Source organism: Nonomuraea sp. NPDC049655 (assembly GCF_044465465.1).
Lineage (GTDB): Bacteria > Actinomycetota > Actinomycetes > Streptosporangiales > Streptosporangiaceae > Nonomuraea.
This window is the reverse complement of the sequence record NZ_JBITLS010000023.1, coordinates 54338-75352: the sequence shown is the minus strand read 5'-3', so window position 1 is coordinate 75352 and position 21015 is coordinate 54338. Positions and strand designations below refer to the sequence as shown.

The following is a 21015-nucleotide window of genomic DNA, read 5'->3' as shown; positions in this document are numbered from 1 at the left end:
CCCCCACACCGGGCTCCCGCAGGAGCGGGTGCCGCGAGGCGGGCGGGGTCACGGGAGTTGCCGGGTGGCGGCCACGGCCGCGATCGCGACCAGGGCGGCGCCGACGCCGAGCCAGAGCCCGCGCCGAGCCGCGTCACGGATCATCGCCAGCGCCCCGGCCCCCAGGCTCAGCGCCAGCAGGTAGAGGGCGTGCCAGTCGGGCGAGCCGGCCACGAACCCCACGGCCTCCAGGTACGGCGGCGGCCCCCACCGCGCGAACTCGACGTAGAAGCCCAGCATGGTCAGCGTCGAGTGCAGCGGCTCCACGACCCCGTTGACGGCGATCAGCACCAGCATCACCAGGACGGACGCCCCCGGCCACGGCAGCCACCGGGCCACCGCGACGCCCAGCGTGCCGGCCCCGAGCACGCACAACGGCCCGGCCCCGATCTCGTACAGGCTCGGGAACCGCTCCAGCTCTACGCCGGCGACCGCGTAGACCGCCGCCAGGACGGCCTGCATCGCGCAGGCCAGCAGGAACGGCCCCAGCGCGGCCAGACAGGAGGCCGCGGTGCGCAGGTCGCGCCCGGCGGGGGCCGCGGCCAGCAGCTCGTCGGTGCCCGCGCGTCTGGTCGCCGAGGCCGTGAGCACCGCGGCGAAGAACACCGGCACGCCGAACGGGAGGACGAGTTCGCTGGTGAGCGCGCTGTAGGCGGGCCGGGGCGCCCAGTCCGTGGCGGCCAGGCCGATCAGGCGCAGGACCAGGCCGGTGATCGCGAGCGGGTGCAGCATCAGCCGCCGGGTCTCGGCCAGCGCGAGCGAGGGCAGCAGGTGGGCGGGCAGCAGGTGGGCGGGGCCCGCGCCGTTCTCCAGTTCGTCGGAATCGCCCGGCGCGACGGGGCTCACGTGGCGCGTCATGCCGTCGTCTCCGTGGTCGTGCCGGTGAGGAGCAGCAGGTAGCCGTCCTCCAGGGTGGGGTCGGCGGGGCGGGCGTCCCCGGGGGCGGTGCCGAGGCCGCGGTACAGGCCGTCGCCGGTCCGCCGCGAGCGGCCGCCCGTCTTCTCCGCCGACACCCAGACCTGCCCCTCGGCCAGCGCACGGAGCTCGGCGGGGGTGCCGGTGAACGCGCACCGGCCGTCCTTGAGCACGACCACCCGGTCGCAGAGGGCGGCGACGTCCTCCGTCTGGTGGGTGGACAGCACGACCGCGCGGTCCTGGCCGAGGCGGGCGACCAGTTCGCCGAACAGCAGCCGCTGCTCGGGGTCGAGACCGGCGGCGGGCTCGTCCAGGAGGATCAGCTCGGGCTCGCCGAGCAGGGCCTGGGCGATGCCGAGGCGCCGCCGCATGCCGCCCGACAGCGTACGGACGCGCCTGCCGCTCACGGACGTGAGCCCGACCTCCTCGATCACCCGGCGCACCTCGTCGTGCCTGGACCGGCGGTGTGTCATCTCCTTCAGGACCGCCACGTAGTCGACGAACTCGAACGCGGTGAGTCCGCGCTGGAAGCCCAGCTCCTGCGGCAGGTAGCCGAGCCGCCGCCGGATCTCCAGCCGGCCCGCGCCCGGGTCGCGGCCGAGCAGCCGCAGCTCGCCCCCGTCCGGCGCGAGGACGGTCGCGAGGACCCGGACGAGGGTGCTCTTGCCCGCGCCGTTCGGCCCGAGCAGGCCGGTGACGCCCTTGCCCGCGCTGAGGGTGAGCCCGTCCAGGGCCCGGCGGCGGCCGTAGGTCTTCACCAGGCCGACTGCCTCGATCATGAGAACTCCCTGCGGCGGACGACGAGCAGCACGACGGACACCACGATGACGGCCAGGTAGCCGGCCTGCCCGGCGGCCCCGAACATGGCCAGGTCCGGCTCGCGCACGTTCGTGGCGACGACCGCGGCCACCCAGGGCACGGTCACCGCGACGGCGCAGCGGCGCGGGTCGTACCGGCTGGACAGCGCCAGGGTCAGCGAGGTCAGGGCGAGCGAGGGCAGCAGCCACGCGGCCGTCGCCCAGCCGCCGCCCGGCAGGGTCAGCCCGGCCGCCAGCGCCAGCGCCGACGACGTCGCCACCACGGCGGCGGCCCGCATCAGCATCAGCCGGAACGTCGAGTACGGCGCGGCCAGCCCGATCTCGTAGGCCGGATCGCCGTCCCGCCCGAAGGCCACGGCGACCCCGGCCACCGGCACGACCGGCGCCAGCGTGAGGAACGTCAGCAGCCCCCACCGGGTCGTCTCCCCCGAGGCCAGCGCGGCGAAGAACAGCGCCACGGCGCTCGCGGCCAGCCACGGCAGCCGCAGCGAGGTCGTGGCGCCCAGCAGGCGGGCGGTGTGCTCGCGCACCCCGGCGGCCCGCAGCAGCCGTTCGACCGGGCGGGGCGCGGGCGCGTCCACGGCGTCGGCGATGTCGTCCCAGACCCGGTCCAGGCGGGCCCGCGGCACCCGCGCGGCCAGCAGGAGCCGGCACTGCTCGCAGGCCAGCAGGTGGGCCTCGACGGAGGCGGCGGGCGTCGCGGCCAGCTCACCCGCCGCGTACGCCGCGGCCATGCCGTCGTCCATGTGCCAGGCGCTCACGCCAGTTCCTCCCTCAGCAGCGCGCGGGCGCGCATCATCCGGGTCTTGACCGTGCCGGCCGGGATGCCGAGCAGGCGTCCGGCCTCGCGGGTGGTCAGGCCGTCCAGCACGGTCGCCTGGACCACGGCGCGCAGTTCCGGGGAGAGCTGGTTGAGCGCCCGGCCGAGCTCGCCGTACTCGATGCCGAGCAGCACCTGCTCCTCGGCCGAGACCATGACCTGCTCGTGGGCGGGCTGCGCCGCCGCGGGGCGGCGGCGCAGCTGGTCGAGCAGGCGGCGCACGCCGATCCCCCACATCCAGGCCGCGACCTCGCCTCGCCCGTCCCATTTGCGCGCGGTACGCCAGACCGCGACGAAGGTGTCCTGGACCGCCTCGTCCACCACGGCCGGGTCGGCGCAGCGGCGGGTGAGCCGGAGGAGCAGCCAGGGCGCGTGCCGGGCATAGAGGACTTCCAGCGCACGCCGGTCGCCGTCGGCCACGGCCTCCAGCAGCCGGGCGTCCCGCCACGTCTCGTGCTCGCTCACGGGAGCCCGTACATCGGTGTCATGCCTCTCTGTCGCGTCCCTCCGCTCCGGCGGTTCACGATGAGAGGAAAAGTACTGGCGGCGACGACCGCTCTGGCCGTCGCCGCCTTCCGGGATCTCTACGCGAGCCCGCTCACTCCTCCGGGAAGTGGCAGCTCACCTGCCGTCCCCTGACCGTCGTGAGCGCGGGCGGCTCGGTCCGGCACAACGGCTGCGCCTTCGGGCAGCGGGGATGGAAGGTGCAGCCGGGCGGCGGCGCGAGCGGGCTGGGCGGGTCGCCGTGCAGGACGATGCGCTCCCGCGTGGCCTCCACCTCCGGATCGGGCACCGGCACGGCCGACAGGAGCGTGCGCGTGTAGGGGTGGGCGGGATCGGAGTAGACGGTGTCCGACGAGCCGGTCTCCACGATCCGGCCCAGGTACATGACGGCGACCGTCTCGCACATGTGCCGCACCACCGACAGGTCGTGCGCGATGAACAGATAGCCGAGCCCGAGGTCGGCCCGCAGGTCGGCGAGCAGGTTGACGATCTGGGCCTGGATGGACACGTCCAGCGCCGAGACCGGCTCGTCGCAGACCACCAGACGGGGCCGGGAGGCGAGCGCGCGGGCGATGCCGATCCGCTGCGCCTGGCCGCCGGAGAACTCGTGGGGGTAGCGGTCGGCGTGCTCGGCGTCCAGGCCGACGAGCCGGAGCAGCTCGACGACGCCGTCCCGGTCGACCGTCCGGCGCGGCCCGGCGACGATCTGCCGGACGGTGTGACGCGGGTTGAGCGACGCGTACGGGTCCTGGAAGATCATCTGGAGCCGGCCGCGCATCGGCAGCAGGGCCCGGGGGCCCAGATGGGTGATGTCGTGGCCGTCGAAGGTGACGGTCCCGCCGGTGGGCTCCAGCAGCCGCACGATCATGCGCCCGGTGGTGGACTTGCCGCAGCCCGACTCCCCGACCAGGCCGAGCGCCTGGCCTTCCGGCACGTCGAAGCTCACGCCGTCCACCGCCCGGACCCGTTGCCCGCGGCGTCCGGAGAAGGTCATCCGCAGGTCGCGCACGGAGAGCATCAGTGGTCGGCTCCTTCCAGGTGGCACGCGACCCGGTGGGGGTCGCCGGTGAGCGGCGGCCGCGTGGTCGCGCAGACGTCCAGGGCGGCCGGGCAGCGCGGGTGGAACCGGCAGCCCGGCGGCGGCGCGAGCAGCGAGGGCGGCGCCCCCGCGATCGCCCTCAGCCGCGCCCGGCCGGGGGCCGCCGCCGTGCCGGTCAGCGCGTCCGGCAGCGCGGCGCCCGGCACCGAGTCCAGCAGGGCCCGCGTGTACGGGTGCAGCGGCCGTTTGAAGATCTCCCTGGCGGGGGCGTGCTCCACGGTCCGGCCGCCGTACATGACCAGGACGTCGTCGGCCATGCGCGCCACCACGCCCAGGTCGTGGGTGATCAGGACGACCGCGAGCCCCCGCTCCCGCTGGATGCGCGCGATCAGGTCGAGGATCTGCGCCTGGACGGTCACGTCGAGCGCCGTCGTCGGCTCGTCGGCGATCAGCACGCCCGGCTCGCAGGCCAGCGCCATCGCGATCATCGCCCGCTGCCGCATGCCGCCCGAGAAGCGGTGCGGATGCTCCCCGGCGCGCCGCCGCGGCTCCGGGATGCCCACCTCGGCCAGCATCTCGACCGCCCGCTCGCGGGCCGCCCGCCGACCGGCCCCGCGGTGCAGCCGGTACGCCTCGGCGATCTGCTCCCCCACGGTGAAGAAGGGATGCAGCGACGACAGCGGATCCTGGAAGATCATCGACACCGCGCTGCCGCGCAGCCGGCGCAGCCGTTCGGCCGGGGCCCCGACGAGCTCCTCCCCGTCGAGCTCGATCGACCCGGCGACGGTCGCCCGGCGGTGCAGCCCCAGCAGCGACAGCGCGGTCACGGACTTGCCGGACCCGGACTCGCCGACGACCCCCAGGGTCCGCCCCCGCTCGACGCCGAACGACACGCCGTCCACGATCCGGACGTCGCCGAAGCTCACCGACAGGTCGCGCACGGAAAGGATCACGAGTACCTCACCCTGGGGTCGATGACCGCGTAGACCAGGTCCACCAGCAAGTTGGCCAGCACGATGAAGAAGGCCGCGAGCAGCGTCGTGCCGAGGATCACGGGCTGGTCGGACTTGACGATGCCGTCGTAGGCGAGCCGGCCGACGCCGGGCAGGCCGTACACGGTCTCGGTGATCATCGCGCCGGCCAGCAGGCCGCCCAGGTCCATGCCGAAGACGGTGACGACCGGCGTCATGGCCGCGCGCATGCCGTGCTTGGCGACGACCGTCCGCTCGTGCAGGCCCTTGGCGCGGGCCGTCCTGATGTACGGCTCGGCCATCGTCTCGATCATCTGCGCCCGGGTGAGCCGGGCGTACATGGCGGCGTAGAGCGCGGCCAGCGTGACCCAGGGCAGGATCAGGTTGCCGGCCCAGGCGGCGGGGTCGTCGGTGAGCGGCACGTACGCCGGGTACGGCAGCAGCCCGGTCACCCGTACCGCCAGCAGGAGCAGCACCATCGCCACGAAGTAGACCGGCAGGGACGCGCTGGTCAGCGTGGCGATCATCAGCGTCCGGTCCAGGGCGCTCCCCCGGCGCAGCGCCGAGACCACCCCGACCGTGACGCCCACGGCCAGCCACAGCAGGGCCGCGCCGACCGCCAGGGACGCGCTGGCGCCGAGCCGGTCGATCAGCAGGTCCCAGACCGGCAGCGCGTTCTGGTAGGAGAAGCCGAGGCAGGGCACGTGGCAGCCGGGGCGCCCGGCGACGATGCCCGCGACGTAGCCGCCGAACTGCTCCCACAGCGGCCGGTCCAGCCCCATCTGCGCGCGCACCTCGGCGACCCGCTCGGGCGTGCAGGTCTTGCCGCACGCCTGGACCGCCGGGTCGGACGGCAGCACGTAGAAGATCACGAAGGTCACCGCGCAGATCACCAGCAGCACGCCGGCGACCGCGAGGGCCCGTCTGGCCAGGTACGACGTCATTGAGCCGCCCCCTTGGGGTCGATGGCGTCGCGCAGGGCGTCACCGAGGAGGGTGAAGGCGAGCACGGTCAGGAACAGGCAGGTGCCGGGGACGAGCAGGTACATCGGGTCGACCTCGTACCAGAGCATCGCCTCCTGGATCATCTGCCCCCAAGAGGCGGTCGGCGGGCGCACGCCGACGCCGAGGAACGACAGCGCCGCCTCGGTGCCGATGTTGGCGGGCACCGCGAGCGTGGCGTACACGAGGATCGGCGCGGTGATGTTGGGCATGATCTCGCGGAAGACGATGACGCCGTTCAGCGCGCCGCCGACCCGGGCGGCGTCCACGTACTCGCGGTGCTTGACGGAGATCGCCTGCCCCCGGACGATCCGCCCGATGTACGGCCAGCCGAACCCGCCCATCACACACACCAGCAGGACCATCCGGTCGCCGTCCGGCATGACCGAGATGAGGGCGATCATGAAGATCAGGCTCGGGAACGACATCAGCAGGTCCATGGTCCGGCTGATCACCGCGTCCGCCCAGCCGCCGAGGTAGCCGGCCAGCAGCCCGAGCACGGTGCCGAGCAGCACCGACACCAGCGTGGCCAGGGTGGAGACCATCAGCGAGACGCGGGCGCCGTAGACGACGCGGCTGAACACGTCGCGGCCGTTGACGGGCTCGACGCCGAGCCAGTGCTCGCCGCTGACGCCGCCCAGCGCCCCCTTGGGCACGCCCGCCAGCTCCTGGTCGATCGCGGAGGGGTCGAAGGCGTCCGGCGGCCAGCCGTTCAGCTTGGTGAGCAGCGGCGCGGCGAGCGCGACCAGCACCAGGACCGTCACCACGGCCAGCGCGAACCGGGCGGCGGCGCCGCCCAGCAGGCGCTTCCTGACCAGCCGGGCGGGCGGGCCCGCCGTGACGACCGTCGCCGTCATGTCCGGCTCCGCCGGTATCCGGGGTAGCCGTTCCTCACTTCTGCCTCACCCCCAGGACGGCGAAGTCGAGCTGCCCGGACCAGACGGGATGGCCCACCGCGCCGGAGACGTCCTTGCCGACCAGGATCGGCTTGCGGTCCCACGCGTACGGCACCGCCGGCGAGGACTGCATGACCTGCCGGTCGAGGTCGACCCAGGCGGCTTCGGCGGCCTTCGGATCGCTCATGGCCTGGATCTCGTCGATGCGCTTCTGCACCGCCTCGTCGCGGAACTGCCAGACGTTGCCGGAGTTGCCCTTCTCGACGATCGTGCGCCCGTCGAACAGCAGCGGCAGGAACGTCGCCCCGGACGGGTAGTCGGGGCACCAGCCGTAGGTGAACAGGTCGGGCGTCTTGGCGGTGTCGCCGACGGTGTCGTAGTAGACCGAGGGATCGACCGGCGTGAGCACGACCTCGACGCCCGCCCGCTTCAGCGACGCCTGCACGGCCTCGCCGAGCGCCTTGTCGCCGGTCGAGATCGTCATCCGCACGTTCAGCGTCCTGCCGCCCAGCAGGGCCTTGGCCTTCTCGACGTCCCCGGTCGGCGGGAGGTGGAACACGTCCTGCGGCGTGCCCCCCGACAGGGCCGGCGGCAGGTAGGAGGTGGCGATCGAGGTCATGGCCGGGCCGCCGGCGGCGGTCTGGAGCGCCTGCTTGTCCAGGGCGAAGTGCACCGCCTGCCGGGCCTTCGGGTCGTCGAAGGGCGGCTTGGAGGTGTTGAAGCCGATCATGTCGGTGCATCCCGACATGGCGTTGACCAGCCGGGACTTCACGTCCGGCCGGGGCAGGATCTTGGCCAGGCTGGCGGCGCTGACGTCGGTGTAGGCGATGGAGGTGGCGTCCTCGCCCCTGCTCTCGATGAGCCGGTCGTCGATCACGCCCTGCCGCAGTCCTTGCTTGACCACGATGCGGTCGGGCGCGGCCTTGCGCACCGGGTCGGTGGCCGCCGACCAGTGCGGGTTGCGCACCAGGACCATCTCCTTGCCCCGGTCGTAGCGCTCGATCTTGTACGGCCCGGAGGAGAAGGGCCGGTTGTCGTACTGCGCGCCGGTCTCCTTCGCGGCCGGCACCGGCGCGAACGTCGGCAGCGTCACCGTGGAGGAGAACTCGGCGACCGGCCGCTTGAGCCGGAAGACGATGGTCCGGTCGTCCGGGGTCTCGATCGAGTCCAGGTGTTTGCCCTTCAGCGGGCCCTTGTAGCCGTCGGCGCCGGCCAGGTAGAGCTGGGCGTAGTTGGGGCCGCCGGGCAGTTCGGGGGCGAAGGAACGCTCCACGTTGTACTTGATGTCCTTCGCGGTGACGGGGGTGCCGTCCTCGTAGTTGACGCCGTCCTTGAGGGTGAAGGTCCACACCTTGCCGCCCTCGGAGGCGGTGCCCAGGTCGGTGGCCAGATCCGGGACGATCTCGTGGCTGCCCGCCTTGAAGGTGGTGAGGGTGCGGTAGAGCAGCCGGATGCCGAAGTCCATCTGGGGCATCGTCCAGTTGCGGGCCGGGTCCAGGTGGGAGAAGTCCTGGTTGGACAGGATCGTCAGGGTCCCGCCCCCGGCCGCCGTCGCCGGGGTGGCGGCCTTGCCGCCGCCGCAGGCCGCCACGCCGAGCAGGAGCCCCGCGGTCAGCACGTTACGGAGAGTCACGGATCACTCCAGTGAGGTGAGAGGGCCCGGGCCGGGACCGGCGGGAGAGGGTTCGCCGGCCCCGGCGCCCGGGCGGTCTAGTACTCGGTCTTGACGCTCGCGCCCGAGAAGGTCTGCGCGGCGTGGAGGCTGATGTAGTTGTAGCCGGCGGGCGGGTTGTTGATCACCAGGGTCTCGGCGTTGCCCGACGCGGTGGAGCGCTGGGTGTAGGCCGAGGTGGTGGCCCAGGTGGCGGCGTTGTAGTAGAGGTCGGCGTTCCCGGTGCCGCCGGAGGCGGTGATGGTCAGCCGGGCCGTCCCGGCGGGCAGGTAGATGTAGAGGTAGGCGTAGTTGCCCTGGGTGGCCGACAGGTTGCTGCGCTTGCAGTTCTTGTCGAGCTTGCGGGTGTCGGAGGCGGTGCACTCCGGCGTCGAGCCGCCGCCGGTCGTCACCGTGACCTGCTTCGACGTCGTCGCGGTGGCGCCGCCGTCGTCGGTGACGGTCAGCGTGACGGTGTACGTGCCCTGCGCCGCGTAGGCGTGCGACGGGTTGGCCGCGGTGGAGGTGGCGCCGTCGCCGAAGTCCCAGCGGCGGGCGGCGATGGTGCCGTCGGAGTCGGTGGAGGTGTCGGTGAAGGCGGCCGTCAGCCCGCTGGCCGTGGAGGTGAAGTTCGCGGTGGGCGCCTGGTTGCCGGTGCCGCCACCGGAGCACGCCCCGGCCGCGCAGGCGGCGAGCCAGGTGTACCAGTCGGAGTCGTAGCGGCTGCCGAGCGTGCCGGTCAGGAACGACCTGGCGGTGCTCCACGCGCCGGTCCGGTACGAGCCGAGCAGCGTCGCGACGTCGGCCGGGTGCTTGTCGAACATGTAGCGGACGGCCAGGTACCCCCACCGGTAGATGCGGGTGGTGTCATGGTCGTAGGTGGTGTTCCACAGCGTGCTCAGCGCGTACGTGCGCTTGCCCGCCTCGGTGATCGCCGCGTCGTAGACGACCTTGCGGTAGGAGTAGGAGACGTACTCGGCGAAGCCCTCGATCCACCAGATGGTCGGCGTGCTCACCCCGGCGTTGAAGTCGCCGTACATGTCGAACCGGCCGTCGAGGTAGTGGGTGTACTCGTGGTTGAGGTTCCAGATCTGGAAGTCGGGGCGCAGCCACTCGGCCTCGTAGGCGATGAACCTGGGCTGGTTGCCCGCGGCGGCGGGGTCGCCCTCCAGGTACATGCCGCCGTTGTTGGTGTCGATGCCGAACATCGCGCCGGCGTAGGTCTGGTAGTCGGTGCTGGAGTCGAAGACCACCACTTCCAGCGTGGTGTTGTTGTCGCTCGCGACCGGGCCGTTGTCCTTGACCAGGTTGTGGAAGAAGGCGTCCTGGTTGGCCAGGCTGGCGCAGGTGGCGGCGAGCTGGCTTGAGGTGACCTCCTGGGCCCGGATCCTGATGCTGGCGCTGCAGGTGTGGGTGATCGGCAGCACGGCGGCCGTCAGGCGGGCGGCCAGGTCGCAGGTGCCGTAGTAGGAGCAGTTGGCCTTGTCGTAGGAGTCGGTCATCTCGGCCACGCCCACCCACAGCGGCGCGGTGGCGCCGGTCATGGCGCTGCGGCCGAGCAGGTTCTTGGCCAGCGGCCGGACGACGGCCTGCAACGTCGTGTGCTGCAGGAAGCGGCCCAGCTCGCGCCCGGCGTTGGAGACGAGGTAGGAGCGGTCGGTGCCGAGCATGCTGAGGTGGTTCGCGGCGAAGGCGTTCAGGGAGTCCAGGACGCTGCGGTCCGCCTGCACGGCGCTGACGAACGCGGGCACCTGGTGGCCGCGGAACAGCACGGTGTAGACGTTGTTGACCGCGTTGAGCATCCACCACGACGCGTCGTAGGAGCTGTTGTAGCCGTCGAGCAGGCGCTTGACCACGTACAGGTAGCGGTCGTTCTGCTCGGCGCTGTCGATCAGGGTGACGGCCTCGGCCAGCACCTCGCCGTTGGCGTCGCTGACGGTCGAGGACCGGGAGCTGCCGAAGAAGGCGTCCAGGCCGGACCGGATCGCGGTGGTGAGTGCCTGGCCGTACGAGCCGACGTCGCCGGAGTTGTACCAGTGGACGTAGTAGCCGGCCCGCAGGTAGAGGACGAGCTGGGCGGTGCCGGTGGTGTTGTCGCCCGGGTAGTTCGCCGAGTTGTCGCGCAGGGCGTAGGCGACGGTCGTCATCTGCGCCTCGCGGAAGGCGTTGTAGGCGTCCGTGCCGGTCAGGTTGAACAGGGTGTTGACGCAGTCGGTGGCGCTGGCCTTGATCTGCTGGACCAGGGCGCTGCCGGTGCGGCTGGTGAAGTCGGAGACGTTGCAGGCGGCGGCCGCGGCGACGCTCTTGCGCGCCGACGGTCTGGCGTGCTCCGGCCGGGTGGCGGGTTCGTCGTAGTCGCGGCGGAGGGCGTCCTTGGCCGCGGGCTGGGGCGCCCGGTCACGGGTGTCGAGCCGGGACTTGGCGACGTGCGGGGCGTCGTCGGCGGGGACCGCGAGGCGGGCGGCCGGGGGCGGTTCGGCCGCCGCGCTCGCCGGTGTCGCGGCGAACGGCGGGAGTAGGGCTAATGCGGCCAGGGGGACGATCATCCGCCAGCCGTGCAGGACCTTGCGCACAAGAACCTCCGGGGGGTATCCGCATGGATGCGAGGTCGGGTACGAGTGTGCGGTCCGTCCGGAGGGAGTGGTCATACGACGCCGCATAAGTGTTGCCTATGGGCGTTCCGAAGGCGTCGCCAAGAGCCATCACATGTCACATAATCCTGAGCTATGGACCTGGATCTCCGGCATCTCCGAATGGTCTGTACGATCGCCGAGGCCGGCAGCGTGACCAAAGCGGCCGCACGCCTCGGGCTGTCCCAACCGGCGATCACCACCCAGCTCCGCAGGATCGAGGAGATGGTGGGCGGTGAGCTGTTCACCCGCAGTCGGAACGGCGTCGAACCCACCCAGCTCGGACGTCAGGTCATCGCCCGCGCCCGGATCGTCCTGTCGGAGATCGACTCGCTCTTCGGCGACCTGCACGACGCGAACCCGGCCGTCACCGGGCTGCGGCTCGGGTGCAGCCACCTGGCGTGCGTGGCCAGCGTGGTGGACCGGGTCGGCGAGGCGTTACCCGGCCGGTCGATCTCCCTGCGCATCGAGCCGTCCAGCGTGCAGCTCGCCGACGCGCTCACCCACGGCCAGCTCGACGCCGCGCTCATGGGCATGATCGAGGGGTTCGACGTCCCCCTCACGCCGCCGGTCGTCACCCGCACGCTGGTGCCCAGGTATCCCATCTTCGTGGCCATGGCCGCCGGGCATCCGCTGGCCGAGCAGCCCGAGGTGCACCTGTCCGATCTCAGGAACGAGCGCTGGATCAGCCCGCCCGGCGCCGACGACGGCTCGCTCGCCGCCCTGCGCGCCTCCTGCCGGGCCGCCGGCTTCGAGCCGGACGTGCGCTACGACGCCCCCAGCGGCGCCGGCCGCCCGCTGGTCGCCGCCGGGCTGGGCGTGCGTCTGGTGGACCCGACCTGGCCGGTGCCCGAGGGCACCGCCGTACGGCCGCTGGCAGGCGAGCCGCAGGTCGGGCACCTGGTCATGGCCTGGCGCAGGGACCTGATCGGCGCGGACGCGGCGGCGGCCATCTACCGCGGGCTCGCCGCCGCCTTCGAGGACCACATCGACGACAACCCCCTCTTCCGCCGGTGGTGGGACGAGCACCCGGGCGCCCATCCCCTCCGCTGACGGCCCCGATCGGCGCGCTTGGGCCTCACTCCGCCGTGCGCAGCGGGAAGTGGCAGGCCACCTGGTGCTCGCCGCCCGCCAGCGGCGGCTCGGTCTCGCAGATCTCCTGGGCGAGCGGGCAGCGCGTCCTGAACCGGCATCCCGAGGGCGGGTTCTGCGCGCTGGGCAGCTCGCCCTTGATGGCGACGCTCGTGCGCGGCGCCACGCCCGGCTCGGCCGAGGGCACGGCCTCGATCAGCGCCTGCGTGTACGGGTGCCGGGCCGCCCTGACGACGTCGCGGGCCGGCCCGACCTCGACGAGCTTGCCCAGGTACATGACGCCGATCCGGTCCGACATGTAGTCCACGACGGACAGGTCGTGGCTGATGAACACGTACGACAGGCCCAGCTCGCGCTGCAGGTCGCGCATGAGGTTGAGCACCTGGGCCTGGATGGACACGTCGAGCGCGCTCACCGGCTCGTCGCACACGATCAGCCGCGGCTCCAGGGCCAGCGACCTGGCCAGCCCGATGCGCTGGAGCTGACCGCCGGAGAACTCGTGCGGGTAGCGGTCGAGCACCCGTCGCGGCAGGCCCACCTGGTCCAGCAGGGTGCCGATGCGGGAGCGGCGGCCGGCCCGGTCGCCGGCCTGCTGGATCTCCAGGGGCTCGGCCAGGATGGAGTCGATGCGCATGCGCGGGTTCATCGCCGCGTAGCTGTCCTGGAACATGAGCTGGACCCGCCGGTGCATGGCGCGGCGGGCGCGCCGGTCGAGCGTGGCGATGTCGGCGCCGTCCACCACGATCTGGCCGGAGGTGGGCTCCTCCAGGCCGACGATCAGCCGGCCCACGGTCGACTTGCCGCAGCCCGACTCGCCCACGAGCCCGAACGTCTCGCCGGGGCGCACGTCGAAGCCGACCCCCGCGACGGCGCTGACCTGCGGCGCCTTGCGGCCCAGCGAGCCCGTGCCGTCGTAGTTCTTGACCAGGTCGCGGACGGACAGGATCGGCGCGGCCCCGGCCTGCGGCCCGGCCCGGTCGGGCCGCGGCCCGGCGGCCTCGGCGCGCGCCCGCGGCTGGAGCACCGGGTGCAGGCAGGCGTGCTGGTGCTCGCCGCCGGACAGGGTCACGTCGGTGGTGCGGCACTCCTCGGTCGCGAAGCGGCAGCGGGGGGCGAACCGGCAGCCGGTCATCGGCCGGGACAGGTCCGGCGGCAGGCCGGGGATGCTGTAGAGCGCGCCGTCGTCGTGCTCGGCCGCGCCGGGCAGCGACTCCATGAGGGCCTCGGTGTAGCGGTGGCGCGGCTGCCGGAACAGCTCGGCGGTGGTCGCGGCCTCCACCACGCGGCCGGCGTACATGACGGCGACCCGGTCGGCGCGGCTGGCGATCACGCCCAGGTCGTGGGTGACCAGGATGACCGCCATCTGGAACTCCTCGCGCAGGTCGTCGATGAGTTCCAGGATCTGGCGCTGGGTGGTGACGTCGAGGGCGGTGGTCGGCTCGTCGGCGATGAGCAGCCGGGGCGAGCAGACCAGGGCCATGGCGATGACCACGCGCTGGCGCATGCCGCCGGAGAGCTGGTGGGGGTAGGCGTCGGCGATCTTGTCGGGACGCGGCATGCCGACCCGGCGCAGGATCTCCACGGCCCGCTCGCGCGCCTCGGCCTTGCCGACGCCCTGGTGGACCCGGAGCGGCTCGGCGACCTGCGCGCCGATGCGCATGGTGGGGTTGAGCGAGGTGAGCGGGTCCTGGAACACCATGCCCATCTCGACGCCGCGGATCCTGCGCATCTCGGCGGGCGGCAGGGACAGCAGGTCGCGGCCCTCGAACAGGATCTCGCCGCCGACGACGCGGCCGCCGGACGGCAGCAGGCCCATGATCGACAGGGCGGTCATGGTCTTGCCGCTGCCCGACTCGCCGACGATGCCGAGCGTCTCGCCCTGCCGCACCTCCAGGTTGACGTGGTCGAGGGCGTGCACGACGCCCTGACGCAGCGGGATGTCGGTGCTGACGTCGCGCAGGCGCAGCAAAGGGCTCATGTTCCGTTCCTCCTAGCGCCGCCGGAGGCGGACCTCGAAGACGTCCCTCAGCCCGTCGCCGATGAAGTTGAAGGCGAGGACGATGAGGATGATGGCGATCCCGGGCGGGTACAGCAGCCACCAGTAGCCGCTGTAGGTGTTGGCGAGGCCGTCGGAGAGCATCCCGCCCCAGTTCGCCGCGGGTGGCGGCACGCCGAGGCCGAGGAAGGACAGGTAGGCGACGTACAGGATGGCGTCGGCGACCTGGAAGGTGGCGTTGACGATCACGGTGCCGATGGCGTTGGGGATGATGTGCCGCCGTACGGCCCGGCCGCCGGTGCCGCCCATCGACCGCATGGCCTGGACGTACTCGCGCGAGCGCAGGGTCAGCGCCTCGCCGCGGACCAGCCGGGCCGGACCCAGCCAGGCGAAGGCGCCGATGATGAGGATGAGCATCGGCACGGTCGGCGTGACGATGGTCGCCATCAGCATGAACAGGAACAGCGAGGGGATCGACATCATCGCGTCGACCACCCGCATCATGGCCGCGTCCACCCAGCCGCTGGTGAAGCCGGCGATGGCGCCCCAGATCGTGCCCACGACCGTGGCCAGCACGCCGGCGGCCAGCCCGACGACGATGGACGTCTGCCCGCCGAGCAGCAGGCGGCCGAGCTGGTCGTAGCCGACGCCGTCGGTGCCCAGCGGGTGGCCCGGGGTGCCGGGGGCCAGGTAGACCGAGGCGAGGTCGGTGTGCACCTGGTCGGTCCGGTAGAACAGCGGGCCGAGGAAGCACAGGCCGCCCAGCACGATGAAGATGATCAGCCCCAGCAGGGCGAGGCGGTTCTCGGCGAAGACGGTCAGCGCCTGCCGCCACTGGCCGCGTACGGGCGCCTCTTCGGCGGGGACCGGCGTGCCGGTCGCCTCGGCGGGCGCGGTCATGAGCGGGCCGCCGTCCTGAGCCGGACGCGCGGATCGACGGCGGCGTACAGCAGGTCGGCGAGCAGGGCGCCGAGCACGGTCGCGATCGCGATGATCAGCGTGACGCCGAACAGGATCGGGAAGTCCCGCTTCAGCGCCGCCTGCCAGAACAGCTGGCCCATGCCGGGGTAGTTGAACAGGGCCTCGACGACCAGGGCGCCGCTGAACAGCGCGGGCAGGTACATCCCGAGCAGGGTGATGACCGGGAACAGGCCGTTGCGCAGCGTGTGCCGGGCGACGACGCGCGCCTCCGACAGGCCCTTGCTGCGGGCGGTGCGCACGTAGTTCTCGTTGAGGTTGTCGACCATCGAGGAGCGCACGTACCGCGAGTAGACGGCGACGGTCACGATGGCGAGCGTGACGGTGGGCAGGACGAGCCCGGCCGGATCGGCCAGCACCTCACCGAGGGTGAACCCCTGCGAGGCCTCCGGCGGCAGGATCGGCCAGACCTGCGAGAAGAGAATGATCATCATGAGACCCATGAAGAAGATCGGCGTGGCGTAGGCCAGCAGCGACAGGGTGGTGATCGTGTAGTCGGGCCACCGGTTGCGCCGCATCGCCTGGACGACGCCGAGCGGGATGGCGACGACGACGGCCAGCATCGTCGAGAACAACGACAACACCATGGTCTTGGGCAGCCGCTGGCCGATGGCCTCGGCCACCGACTGGTTGAGCTGGAAGGAGTAGCCGAGGTCGCCGCGCAGGAGGCGGCCGATGAACATGACGTACTGCTGGATCCAGGGGCGGTCGTAGCCCATTTCGTGGTCGAACGCCGCCAGCTGGGCCAGCGTCGCGTCCTTGCCCAGGGTGGCCCGCGCCGCGCCGCCCGGCAGGAGATGCAGGATGACGAACGTGATCATCGTGACCAGCACGACGATGATCAGGGCTTGGCCCAAGCGGGTGATCAGATACCGGGCCACGCGGGGCCCCTCCTTGTTCCAGGGACCCCGGCGACCCCCGCACGGGCCGCCGGAGTCGGGGACGGTCTCAGCTCTTCCAGGACCAGTCTTGGAAGAACATGTTGTTCATCGGGTCCTGCGTGACGCCCTGGAGCCCGGAGCGGTACGCCGAGATCTGGTAGACGGGGTTCGGCATCCACAACACCGGCAGGTCCTGGGCCAGCCGGTCGTTGTACGCCTTGAGCGTCGCCTCGTCGTCGGCGAACTGGGTGGCCTCGATGAGCTTGTCGGCCTCGGGGTCGCTGTAGCTGCCCAGGTTGACCGGGGCGTCGGTGGCGAACAGCCGCTCGCCGCTGGGGAAGGCCGGGTAGTACCAGCTGCCCTGCGAGCCGAAGAACGACATGTCCCACGAGCAGTTGGAGTCCGACGGCTTGCACGCCGGGGTGACCGCGACCGAGTCCGGCACTTCCTTGATGGTGAGCTGGATGCCCAGTTTGGACATCTGCGACTTGATCTCAGCGAACATCTTGGTCGTCGCGGCGAAGCCGGTCTGGCTGGTGACGGTGAAGGCCAGCTTCGCGCCGGACTTGACGCCCTCGCCGCACTGGTCGGCGCCGCTACCCGGCTTCTGGCAGGTCGTCTGCCCGTCGGGGGTCACCTGCCAGCCGTGGCTCTCCAGGAGCTGCTTGGCCTTGGCCGGGTCGAAGGGGTAGGCGCAGCCTTCGCTGGAGCCGTTCGTGCCGGGCTTGGCCGGGACGGGCCCACAGGTCGGGGCCGCCATGCCGGACCAGATGGCCTTGCTGATGGTCGGCTGGTCGATGAGCGACTGCAGGGCCTGGCGCAGGTAGAGCTGCTTGAACAGGGGGCCCGAGTCGGGGTTGTTGAAGTTGAGCTGAAGGTAGGTGATGGACCAGCCGTACCAGGGGGCGATCTGGTAGCCCTTCGACTCCAGGTACTTCTGCTGCGACAGGTTGGCCGGCGGCACGTAGCCGTAGTCGATCTGGCCGGCGCGCAGCACGTTGAACTCGGCGTCGTCGCTGGTGAAGGGGCGCAGCGTGACCGACTTGAGCTTCGGCTTGTCGCTGCCGGAGTAGTTCGCGCGGGCGGTGAGGACGACCTCGCCGTTCGGCACGTACTTCTCCAGCTTCCACGGGCCGCTGTTGACCTGCCACAGCTCGTTGGTCGCGTACGTCTTGGGGTCCTTCGACGCGGCGGTGAGGAAGTCGAAGACCTTCTTGGCGCCCTCGGGGGTGGTGTCGAGGTCGCTCACCTTGCCGGTGGCCGAGTCCTTGTCCCAGACGTGCTGGGGCAGCGGCACGATGCGGTTGAGCTGGTTGCCGACGAACCACCCGGTGTTGTACGTCTTCGTGGTCGTCAGGGAGAAGGTCTTGTCGTCCTTCACCTTGAACTCGGCGATGTTGTCCGGGAAGCCGCCCTCCCGGTAGGACGCCCACTTGTCCTTGTTCGCGGTGACGAGATTCCACCAGAACTGGATGTCACGGGTGGTGACGGGCTTGCCGTCGGACCACGTGTTGTCCTTCAGCGTGATCGTCAGCGTCTTGCCGCCGTCGCTCACCTCGGGCGGTTCGGCCATCGAGCGCCCGGGGTCGATGTTGTACTTCGCCGAGCCGTCCAGCAGGTACTCGTACAGGTGACGGTACTGGGCGGAGCCGAAGATGACGTTCTCGCCCTGGGTGAAGCCGGGTGCCGAGATCGGCAGGATCCAGTTCGGGGTCCTGAGGGCGACGGTCACGCCGTCCTTGCTCTGGCCCCCGCTCTGGGCGCCCTTCTGCGCGCCGCCGGCGGACCCGCTGCACGCGGTCAGCGCCAGCCCGAGGGCCAGCACGCCCGCCAGGGCGCCGGTGCCGCGGAGCCCGCGCCGGTGGAATCTGCTCCCCATGGGATCTCCTCGGTTGACGTCGCACGGCGCCCTGCGCTTACCGGGGGGCCTGGTGCGTTCGATGCGGAGAATGTATAGATGGTCCCGCACGAAGTCAACGGAACTAATTCGCTTTGTTCGCTGACTTCTTTCGGTTTAGAGTCGAAGTCGCCGGTGCCTCATGATGGGGCTCTGTTGCGACGACGGGCCTGCCGGGGAACCGGCCTGAAAGAGGAGCGGCATGCCGGAGCCATCGAGTCCCGCCAACCTGCGTGAGCAGGCGCTCAGCCTCTTGGCCAGCGGTGCGGCGACGTCGCGCGCCGATCTGGTGGAGACCCTCCAGGTGGCTCCGTCCACGGTCTCCAGCGTGGTCCGGCGGCTGCTGGAGGAGGGCGCCATCCTGGAGGAGGGCGTCGGCCGCTCCACCGGCGGGCGGCGGCCGCGGATCCTGCGGCTGCGCGACGTCCCGGGCGCCTTCGCGGTGTCCGAGCTGGGCGCCCAGCACGCGCGCGTGGGGCTGTGCGCGCCCGACGGCCGGCTGCTGGCCGTACGGGAGATCGCCACCGACATAGCGGAAGGGCCCGGCCAGGTCTTCGACGCCATCTGGCGGGCGTACGAGCAGCTCAGCACCGCCAAGGCCCCCGGCCAGACGCTGCTCGGCATCGGCGTCGCGCTGCCCGGCCCGGTCGAGTACCCGCACGGCCGGCTGATCGGCCCGGCCCGGATGCCCGGCTGGAGCGGCTTCGACGCCCAGACCCACCTGAGGGAGCGCTTCGGCGTGCCCGCGGTCGTCGACAACGACGCCAAGGCCGCCGCCATCGGCGAGTACGTCAGCCGGGGCCGCGACCCAGGCGACATGATCTACGTCAAGGCCGGCACCGGCATCGGCGGCTGCCTGGTCAGCGGCGGCCAGATCTACCGCGGCGGCCGCGGCCTCAGCGGCGACGTCACCCACGTGCGGGTGGCCGACAGCGGCGAGCGCGAGTGCTCCTGCGGCAGCCGCGGCTGCCTGGAGACGGTGGCCAGCGGCGCCGCCCTGGTCCGCCAGCTCAAGGACCGCGGCCTGCGGGTCAGCACGCCGCGCGACGTCGTCGCCGCCACCGTCGACGCCGAGCCGTCCGTCGTCACCCTGGTGCGCCACGCCGGCGAGCTGCTCGGGGTCGCCCTGTCCGGCCTGGTCAACTTCCTCAACCCCGACGCCGTCGTCATCGGCGGCGCGCTGTCCAGCCTCGACGTCTACGTGGCCGCCGCCCGGAGCATGCTCTACAAGCGCTGCCTGCCGTCCATGACCCAGTCACTGTCCATCGAGGCCAGCGCCGCCGGCCCGGACGCCGCCCTGATCGGCCTCGGGCACCTCGTGCGCGCCTCGGCCGACGTCCGTCCCTCCTAGGCAAGGAGTCCCCCGCCCGTGTCCCGTCCCCTCCGCGTCGCCGTCGGCGGCGTGCACATCGAGTCCAGCACCTTCTCCCCGCACCTGAGCACCGCCGCCGACTTCGAGGTCACCCGCGGTGACGCCCTGCTGGCGCGGTACGGCTGGCTCGCCGAGCCGTGGGCGGCCGACGTCGAGTGGATCCCGCTCGTGCACGCCCGCGCCCTGCCCGGCGGGGCCGTGGCCAGGGAGACCTACGACGCCTGGGCCGCCGAGATCGCCGCCGGGCTGGCCTCCGCGGGCCCGGTGGACGGCGTCCTGCTCGACATCCACGGCGCGATGAGCGTGGTCGGGCTGGAGGACGCCGAGGGCGACCTGATCACGGTGGTCCGCTCGGTGACCGGCGGTCAGCCGTTCGTCTCGGCGGCCATGGACCTGCACGGCAACGTCTCCCACCGGTTCTTCGCCGGCTGCGACCTGCTCACCTGCTACCGCACCGCCCCGCACGTCGACGTCTGGGAGACCCGCGAGCGCGCCGCGCGCAACCTGGTGGCGGCCCTGCGCCGCGGGCAGCGTCCGCACAAGGCGCTCGTGCACGTGCCGATCCTGCTGCCCGGCGAGATGACCAGCACGCGCGTCGAGCCGGCCAAGGGCCTCTACGCCCGCGTCCCCGAGATCGAGGCCAGGGACGGCGTCATCGACGCGGCCATCTGGATCGGCTTCGCCTGGGCCGACGAGCCCCGCTGCCGCGGCGCGGTGGTCGCCACCGGCACCGACGCCGACGCCACCGCCGCGGCCGCCCGCGAGCTGGGCGAGCAGTTCTGGGCGGCGCGCGACGCCTTCACCTTCGTCGCGCCCACCGGTTCCATGGACGATTGCCTCGACCAGGCGCTGACCGCGGTCAAGGACCCGGCCCGGCGCCCGTTCTTCATCAGCGACTCGGGCGACAACCCCGGCGCGGGCGGCGCCGACGACGTCACCTTCGCCCTCGAACGCATGCTGGCCCGTCCCGAGATCGCCGGCGGCTCGGTCCGCGCGGTGTACGCCTCGCTGGTCGATCCCGAGGCCGTGGCCCAGGTCGCCGGCCTCGCGCCGGGCTCGCCGGTCAGCCTGCGCGTCGGCGGCCGGATCGACGCCCGCGAGCCGGGGCCGCTGCCGATCGAGGGCGTGCTGGAGGCGGTCGCCGACGACCCCGACGGCGGGTTGTGCGTCAGCTTGCGGGTGGGCGGTCTGAGCGTGTTCGTCACCTCCCGGCGCATGCAGTACCGCGAGCTGGCCTCCTACGCCCGACTGGGCGTCCAGGTGGAGGACGTCGACCTGGTGACGGTCAAGATCGGCTATCTGGAGCCCGAGTTGTTCGACGCGGCCGGCGACTGGCTGCTCGCGCTCACGCCGGGCGGGGTCGACCAGGACCTGCAGCGCCTGCCGTACGAGCGCCTGGCCCGGCCGGTCTTCCCCCTCGACCGCGACTTCGAGGCCGACCTCACCGTGATCACCGGCCCATAGACGCCCTGACGCGCCGGCCCCCTCAGGCACCGGACCCGGCAGGGCTTGGAG

The 21015-nt window shown here is 72.3% G+C and carries 17 protein-coding genes; 3 read left to right on the top strand and 14 right to left on the bottom strand.

Going from position 1 to position 21015, the window contains the following annotated elements:
* Nucleotides 1-48 precede the first annotated feature (48 nt).
* From ACIBQ6_RS48085 to ACIBQ6_RS48040, 10 genes are all read right to left on the bottom strand, one after another.
* Nucleotides 49-897, bottom strand: coding sequence for a hypothetical protein (locus tag ACIBQ6_RS48085; protein WP_397219266.1), 849 nt, complete (start codon nucleotides 895-897; stop codon nucleotides 49-51).
* Complete coding sequence (locus tag ACIBQ6_RS48080; RefSeq protein WP_397219265.1) at nucleotides 894-1733, bottom strand: ATP-binding cassette domain-containing protein; 840 nt, start codon at nucleotides 1731-1733, stop codon at nucleotides 894-896. Before ACIBQ6_RS48080 ends, ACIBQ6_RS48085 begins: the two co-directional genes overlap by 4 nt.
* Complete coding sequence (locus tag ACIBQ6_RS48075; RefSeq protein ID WP_358296438.1) at nucleotides 1730-2533, bottom strand: zf-HC2 domain-containing protein; 804 nt, start codon at nucleotides 2531-2533, stop codon at nucleotides 1730-1732. Before ACIBQ6_RS48075 ends, ACIBQ6_RS48080 begins: the two co-directional genes overlap by 4 nt.
* The gene (locus ACIBQ6_RS48070) at nucleotides 2530-3057 is read right to left on the bottom strand and encodes an RNA polymerase sigma factor (protein ID WP_397219264.1); all 528 of its coding nucleotides are present in this window, start codon (nucleotides 3055-3057) and stop codon (nucleotides 2530-2532) included. Before ACIBQ6_RS48070 ends, ACIBQ6_RS48075 begins: the two co-directional genes overlap by 4 nt.
* Before the next feature lie 133 nt (nucleotides 3058-3190).
* On the bottom strand, nucleotides 3191-4114 hold the full coding sequence (locus ACIBQ6_RS48065) for an ABC transporter ATP-binding protein (protein WP_352360871.1): 924 nt from the start codon (nucleotides 4112-4114) through the stop codon (nucleotides 3191-3193).
* Nucleotides 4114-5088 carry an ABC transporter ATP-binding protein gene (locus tag ACIBQ6_RS48060; RefSeq protein ID WP_358296432.1) on the bottom strand — a complete coding sequence of 325 codons (975 nt, stop codon included), beginning with the start codon at nucleotides 5086-5088 and terminating at the stop codon, nucleotides 4114-4116. The genes ACIBQ6_RS48065 and ACIBQ6_RS48060 overlap by 1 nt, the downstream gene beginning before the upstream one ends.
* Nucleotides 5085-6050: an ABC transporter permease gene (locus ACIBQ6_RS48055; RefSeq protein WP_358296429.1), complete on the bottom strand. Its 966-nt coding sequence runs from the start codon at nucleotides 6048-6050 to the stop codon at nucleotides 5085-5087. The genes ACIBQ6_RS48060 and ACIBQ6_RS48055 overlap by 4 nt, the downstream gene beginning before the upstream one ends.
* Nucleotides 6047-6964 (bottom strand): ABC transporter permease, encoded by a 918-nt coding sequence (locus tag ACIBQ6_RS48050; protein ID WP_397219263.1) that lies wholly within the window; start codon nucleotides 6962-6964, stop codon nucleotides 6047-6049. Before ACIBQ6_RS48050 ends, ACIBQ6_RS48055 begins: the two co-directional genes overlap by 4 nt.
* A gap of 34 nt (nucleotides 6965-6998) precedes the next feature.
* Complete coding sequence (locus ACIBQ6_RS48045; RefSeq protein WP_397219262.1) at nucleotides 6999-8636, bottom strand: ABC transporter substrate-binding protein; 1638 nt, start codon at nucleotides 8634-8636, stop codon at nucleotides 6999-7001.
* 77 nt (nucleotides 8637-8713) lie between these two features.
* Nucleotides 8714-11227, bottom strand: coding sequence for a collagenase (locus ACIBQ6_RS48040; protein ID WP_397219261.1), 2514 nt, complete (start codon nucleotides 11225-11227; stop codon nucleotides 8714-8716).
* A 153-nt stretch (nucleotides 11228-11380) separates the two neighbouring features.
* Between ACIBQ6_RS48040 and ACIBQ6_RS48035 the strand changes: the two genes are divergently transcribed.
* Nucleotides 11381-12337, top strand: coding sequence for a LysR family transcriptional regulator (locus tag ACIBQ6_RS48035; RefSeq protein ID WP_358296418.1), 957 nt, complete (start codon nucleotides 11381-11383; stop codon nucleotides 12335-12337).
* A 25-nt stretch (nucleotides 12338-12362) separates the two neighbouring features.
* Here the strand turns inward: ACIBQ6_RS48035 and ACIBQ6_RS48030 are convergent, their stop codons facing one another.
* The 4 genes from ACIBQ6_RS48030 to ACIBQ6_RS48015 form a co-directional block, all read right to left on the bottom strand.
* A complete protein-coding gene (locus ACIBQ6_RS48030; RefSeq protein ID WP_358296416.1) occupies nucleotides 12363-14354 on the bottom strand; it encodes an ABC transporter ATP-binding protein in 1992 nt (663 codons plus the stop codon).
* Between the two features lie 12 nt (nucleotides 14355-14366).
* Nucleotides 14367-15272: an ABC transporter permease gene (locus ACIBQ6_RS48025; RefSeq protein ID WP_397219260.1), complete on the bottom strand. Its 906-nt coding sequence runs from the start codon at nucleotides 15270-15272 to the stop codon at nucleotides 14367-14369.
* Nucleotides 15269-16231 (bottom strand): ABC transporter permease, encoded by a 963-nt coding sequence (locus tag ACIBQ6_RS48020; RefSeq protein WP_357983673.1) that lies wholly within the window; start codon nucleotides 16229-16231, stop codon nucleotides 15269-15271. The genes ACIBQ6_RS48025 and ACIBQ6_RS48020 overlap by 4 nt, the downstream gene beginning before the upstream one ends.
* A gap of 67 nt (nucleotides 16232-16298) precedes the next feature.
* Nucleotides 16299-18110, bottom strand: coding sequence for a peptide ABC transporter substrate-binding protein (locus ACIBQ6_RS48015; protein WP_358296410.1), 1812 nt, complete (start codon nucleotides 18108-18110; stop codon nucleotides 16299-16301).
* A gap of 220 nt (nucleotides 18111-18330) precedes the next feature.
* Here ACIBQ6_RS48015 and ACIBQ6_RS48010 point away from each other — a divergent pair, with 220 nt between their 5' ends.
* Nucleotides 18331-19479, top strand: coding sequence for an ROK family transcriptional regulator (locus ACIBQ6_RS48010; protein WP_358296407.1), 1149 nt, complete (start codon nucleotides 18331-18333; stop codon nucleotides 19477-19479).
* Between the two features lie 18 nt (nucleotides 19480-19497).
* Complete coding sequence (locus tag ACIBQ6_RS48005; RefSeq protein WP_397219259.1) at nucleotides 19498-20964, top strand: M81 family metallopeptidase; 1467 nt, start codon at nucleotides 19498-19500, stop codon at nucleotides 20962-20964.
* The last annotated feature ends 51 nt before the right edge of the window (nucleotides 20965-21015 follow it).

Coding starts and splice junctions, on each gene's coding strand:
- ACIBQ6_RS48085 (WP_397219266.1), bottom strand. CDS start 897: ATGACGCGCCACGTGAGCCCCGTCGCGCCGGGCGATTCCGACGAACTG.
- ACIBQ6_RS48080 (WP_397219265.1), bottom strand. CDS start 1,733: ATGATCGAGGCAGTCGGCCTGGTGAAGACCTACGGCCGCCGCCGGGCC.
- ACIBQ6_RS48065 (WP_352360871.1), bottom strand. CDS start 4,114: ATGCTCTCCGTGCGCGACCTGCGGATGACCTTCTCCGGACGCCGCGGG.
- ACIBQ6_RS48055 (WP_358296429.1), bottom strand. CDS start 6,050: ATGACGTCGTACCTGGCCAGACGGGCCCTCGCGGTCGCCGGCGTGCTG.
- ACIBQ6_RS48050 (WP_397219263.1), bottom strand. CDS start 6,964: ATGACGGCGACGGTCGTCACGGCGGGCCCGCCCGCCCGGCTGGTCAGG.
- ACIBQ6_RS48035 (WP_358296418.1), top strand. CDS start 11,381: ATGGACCTGGATCTCCGGCATCTCCGAATGGTCTGTACGATCGCCGAG.
- ACIBQ6_RS48030 (WP_358296416.1), bottom strand. CDS start 14,354: ATGAGCCCTTTGCTGCGCCTGCGCGACGTCAGCACCGACATCCCGCTG.
- ACIBQ6_RS48025 (WP_397219260.1), bottom strand. CDS start 15,272: ATGACCGCGCCCGCCGAGGCGACCGGCACGCCGGTCCCCGCCGAAGAG.
- ACIBQ6_RS48015 (WP_358296410.1), bottom strand. CDS start 18,110: ATGGGGAGCAGATTCCACCGGCGCGGGCTCCGCGGCACCGGCGCCCTG.
- ACIBQ6_RS48010 (WP_358296407.1), top strand. CDS start 18,331: ATGCCGGAGCCATCGAGTCCCGCCAACCTGCGTGAGCAGGCGCTCAGC.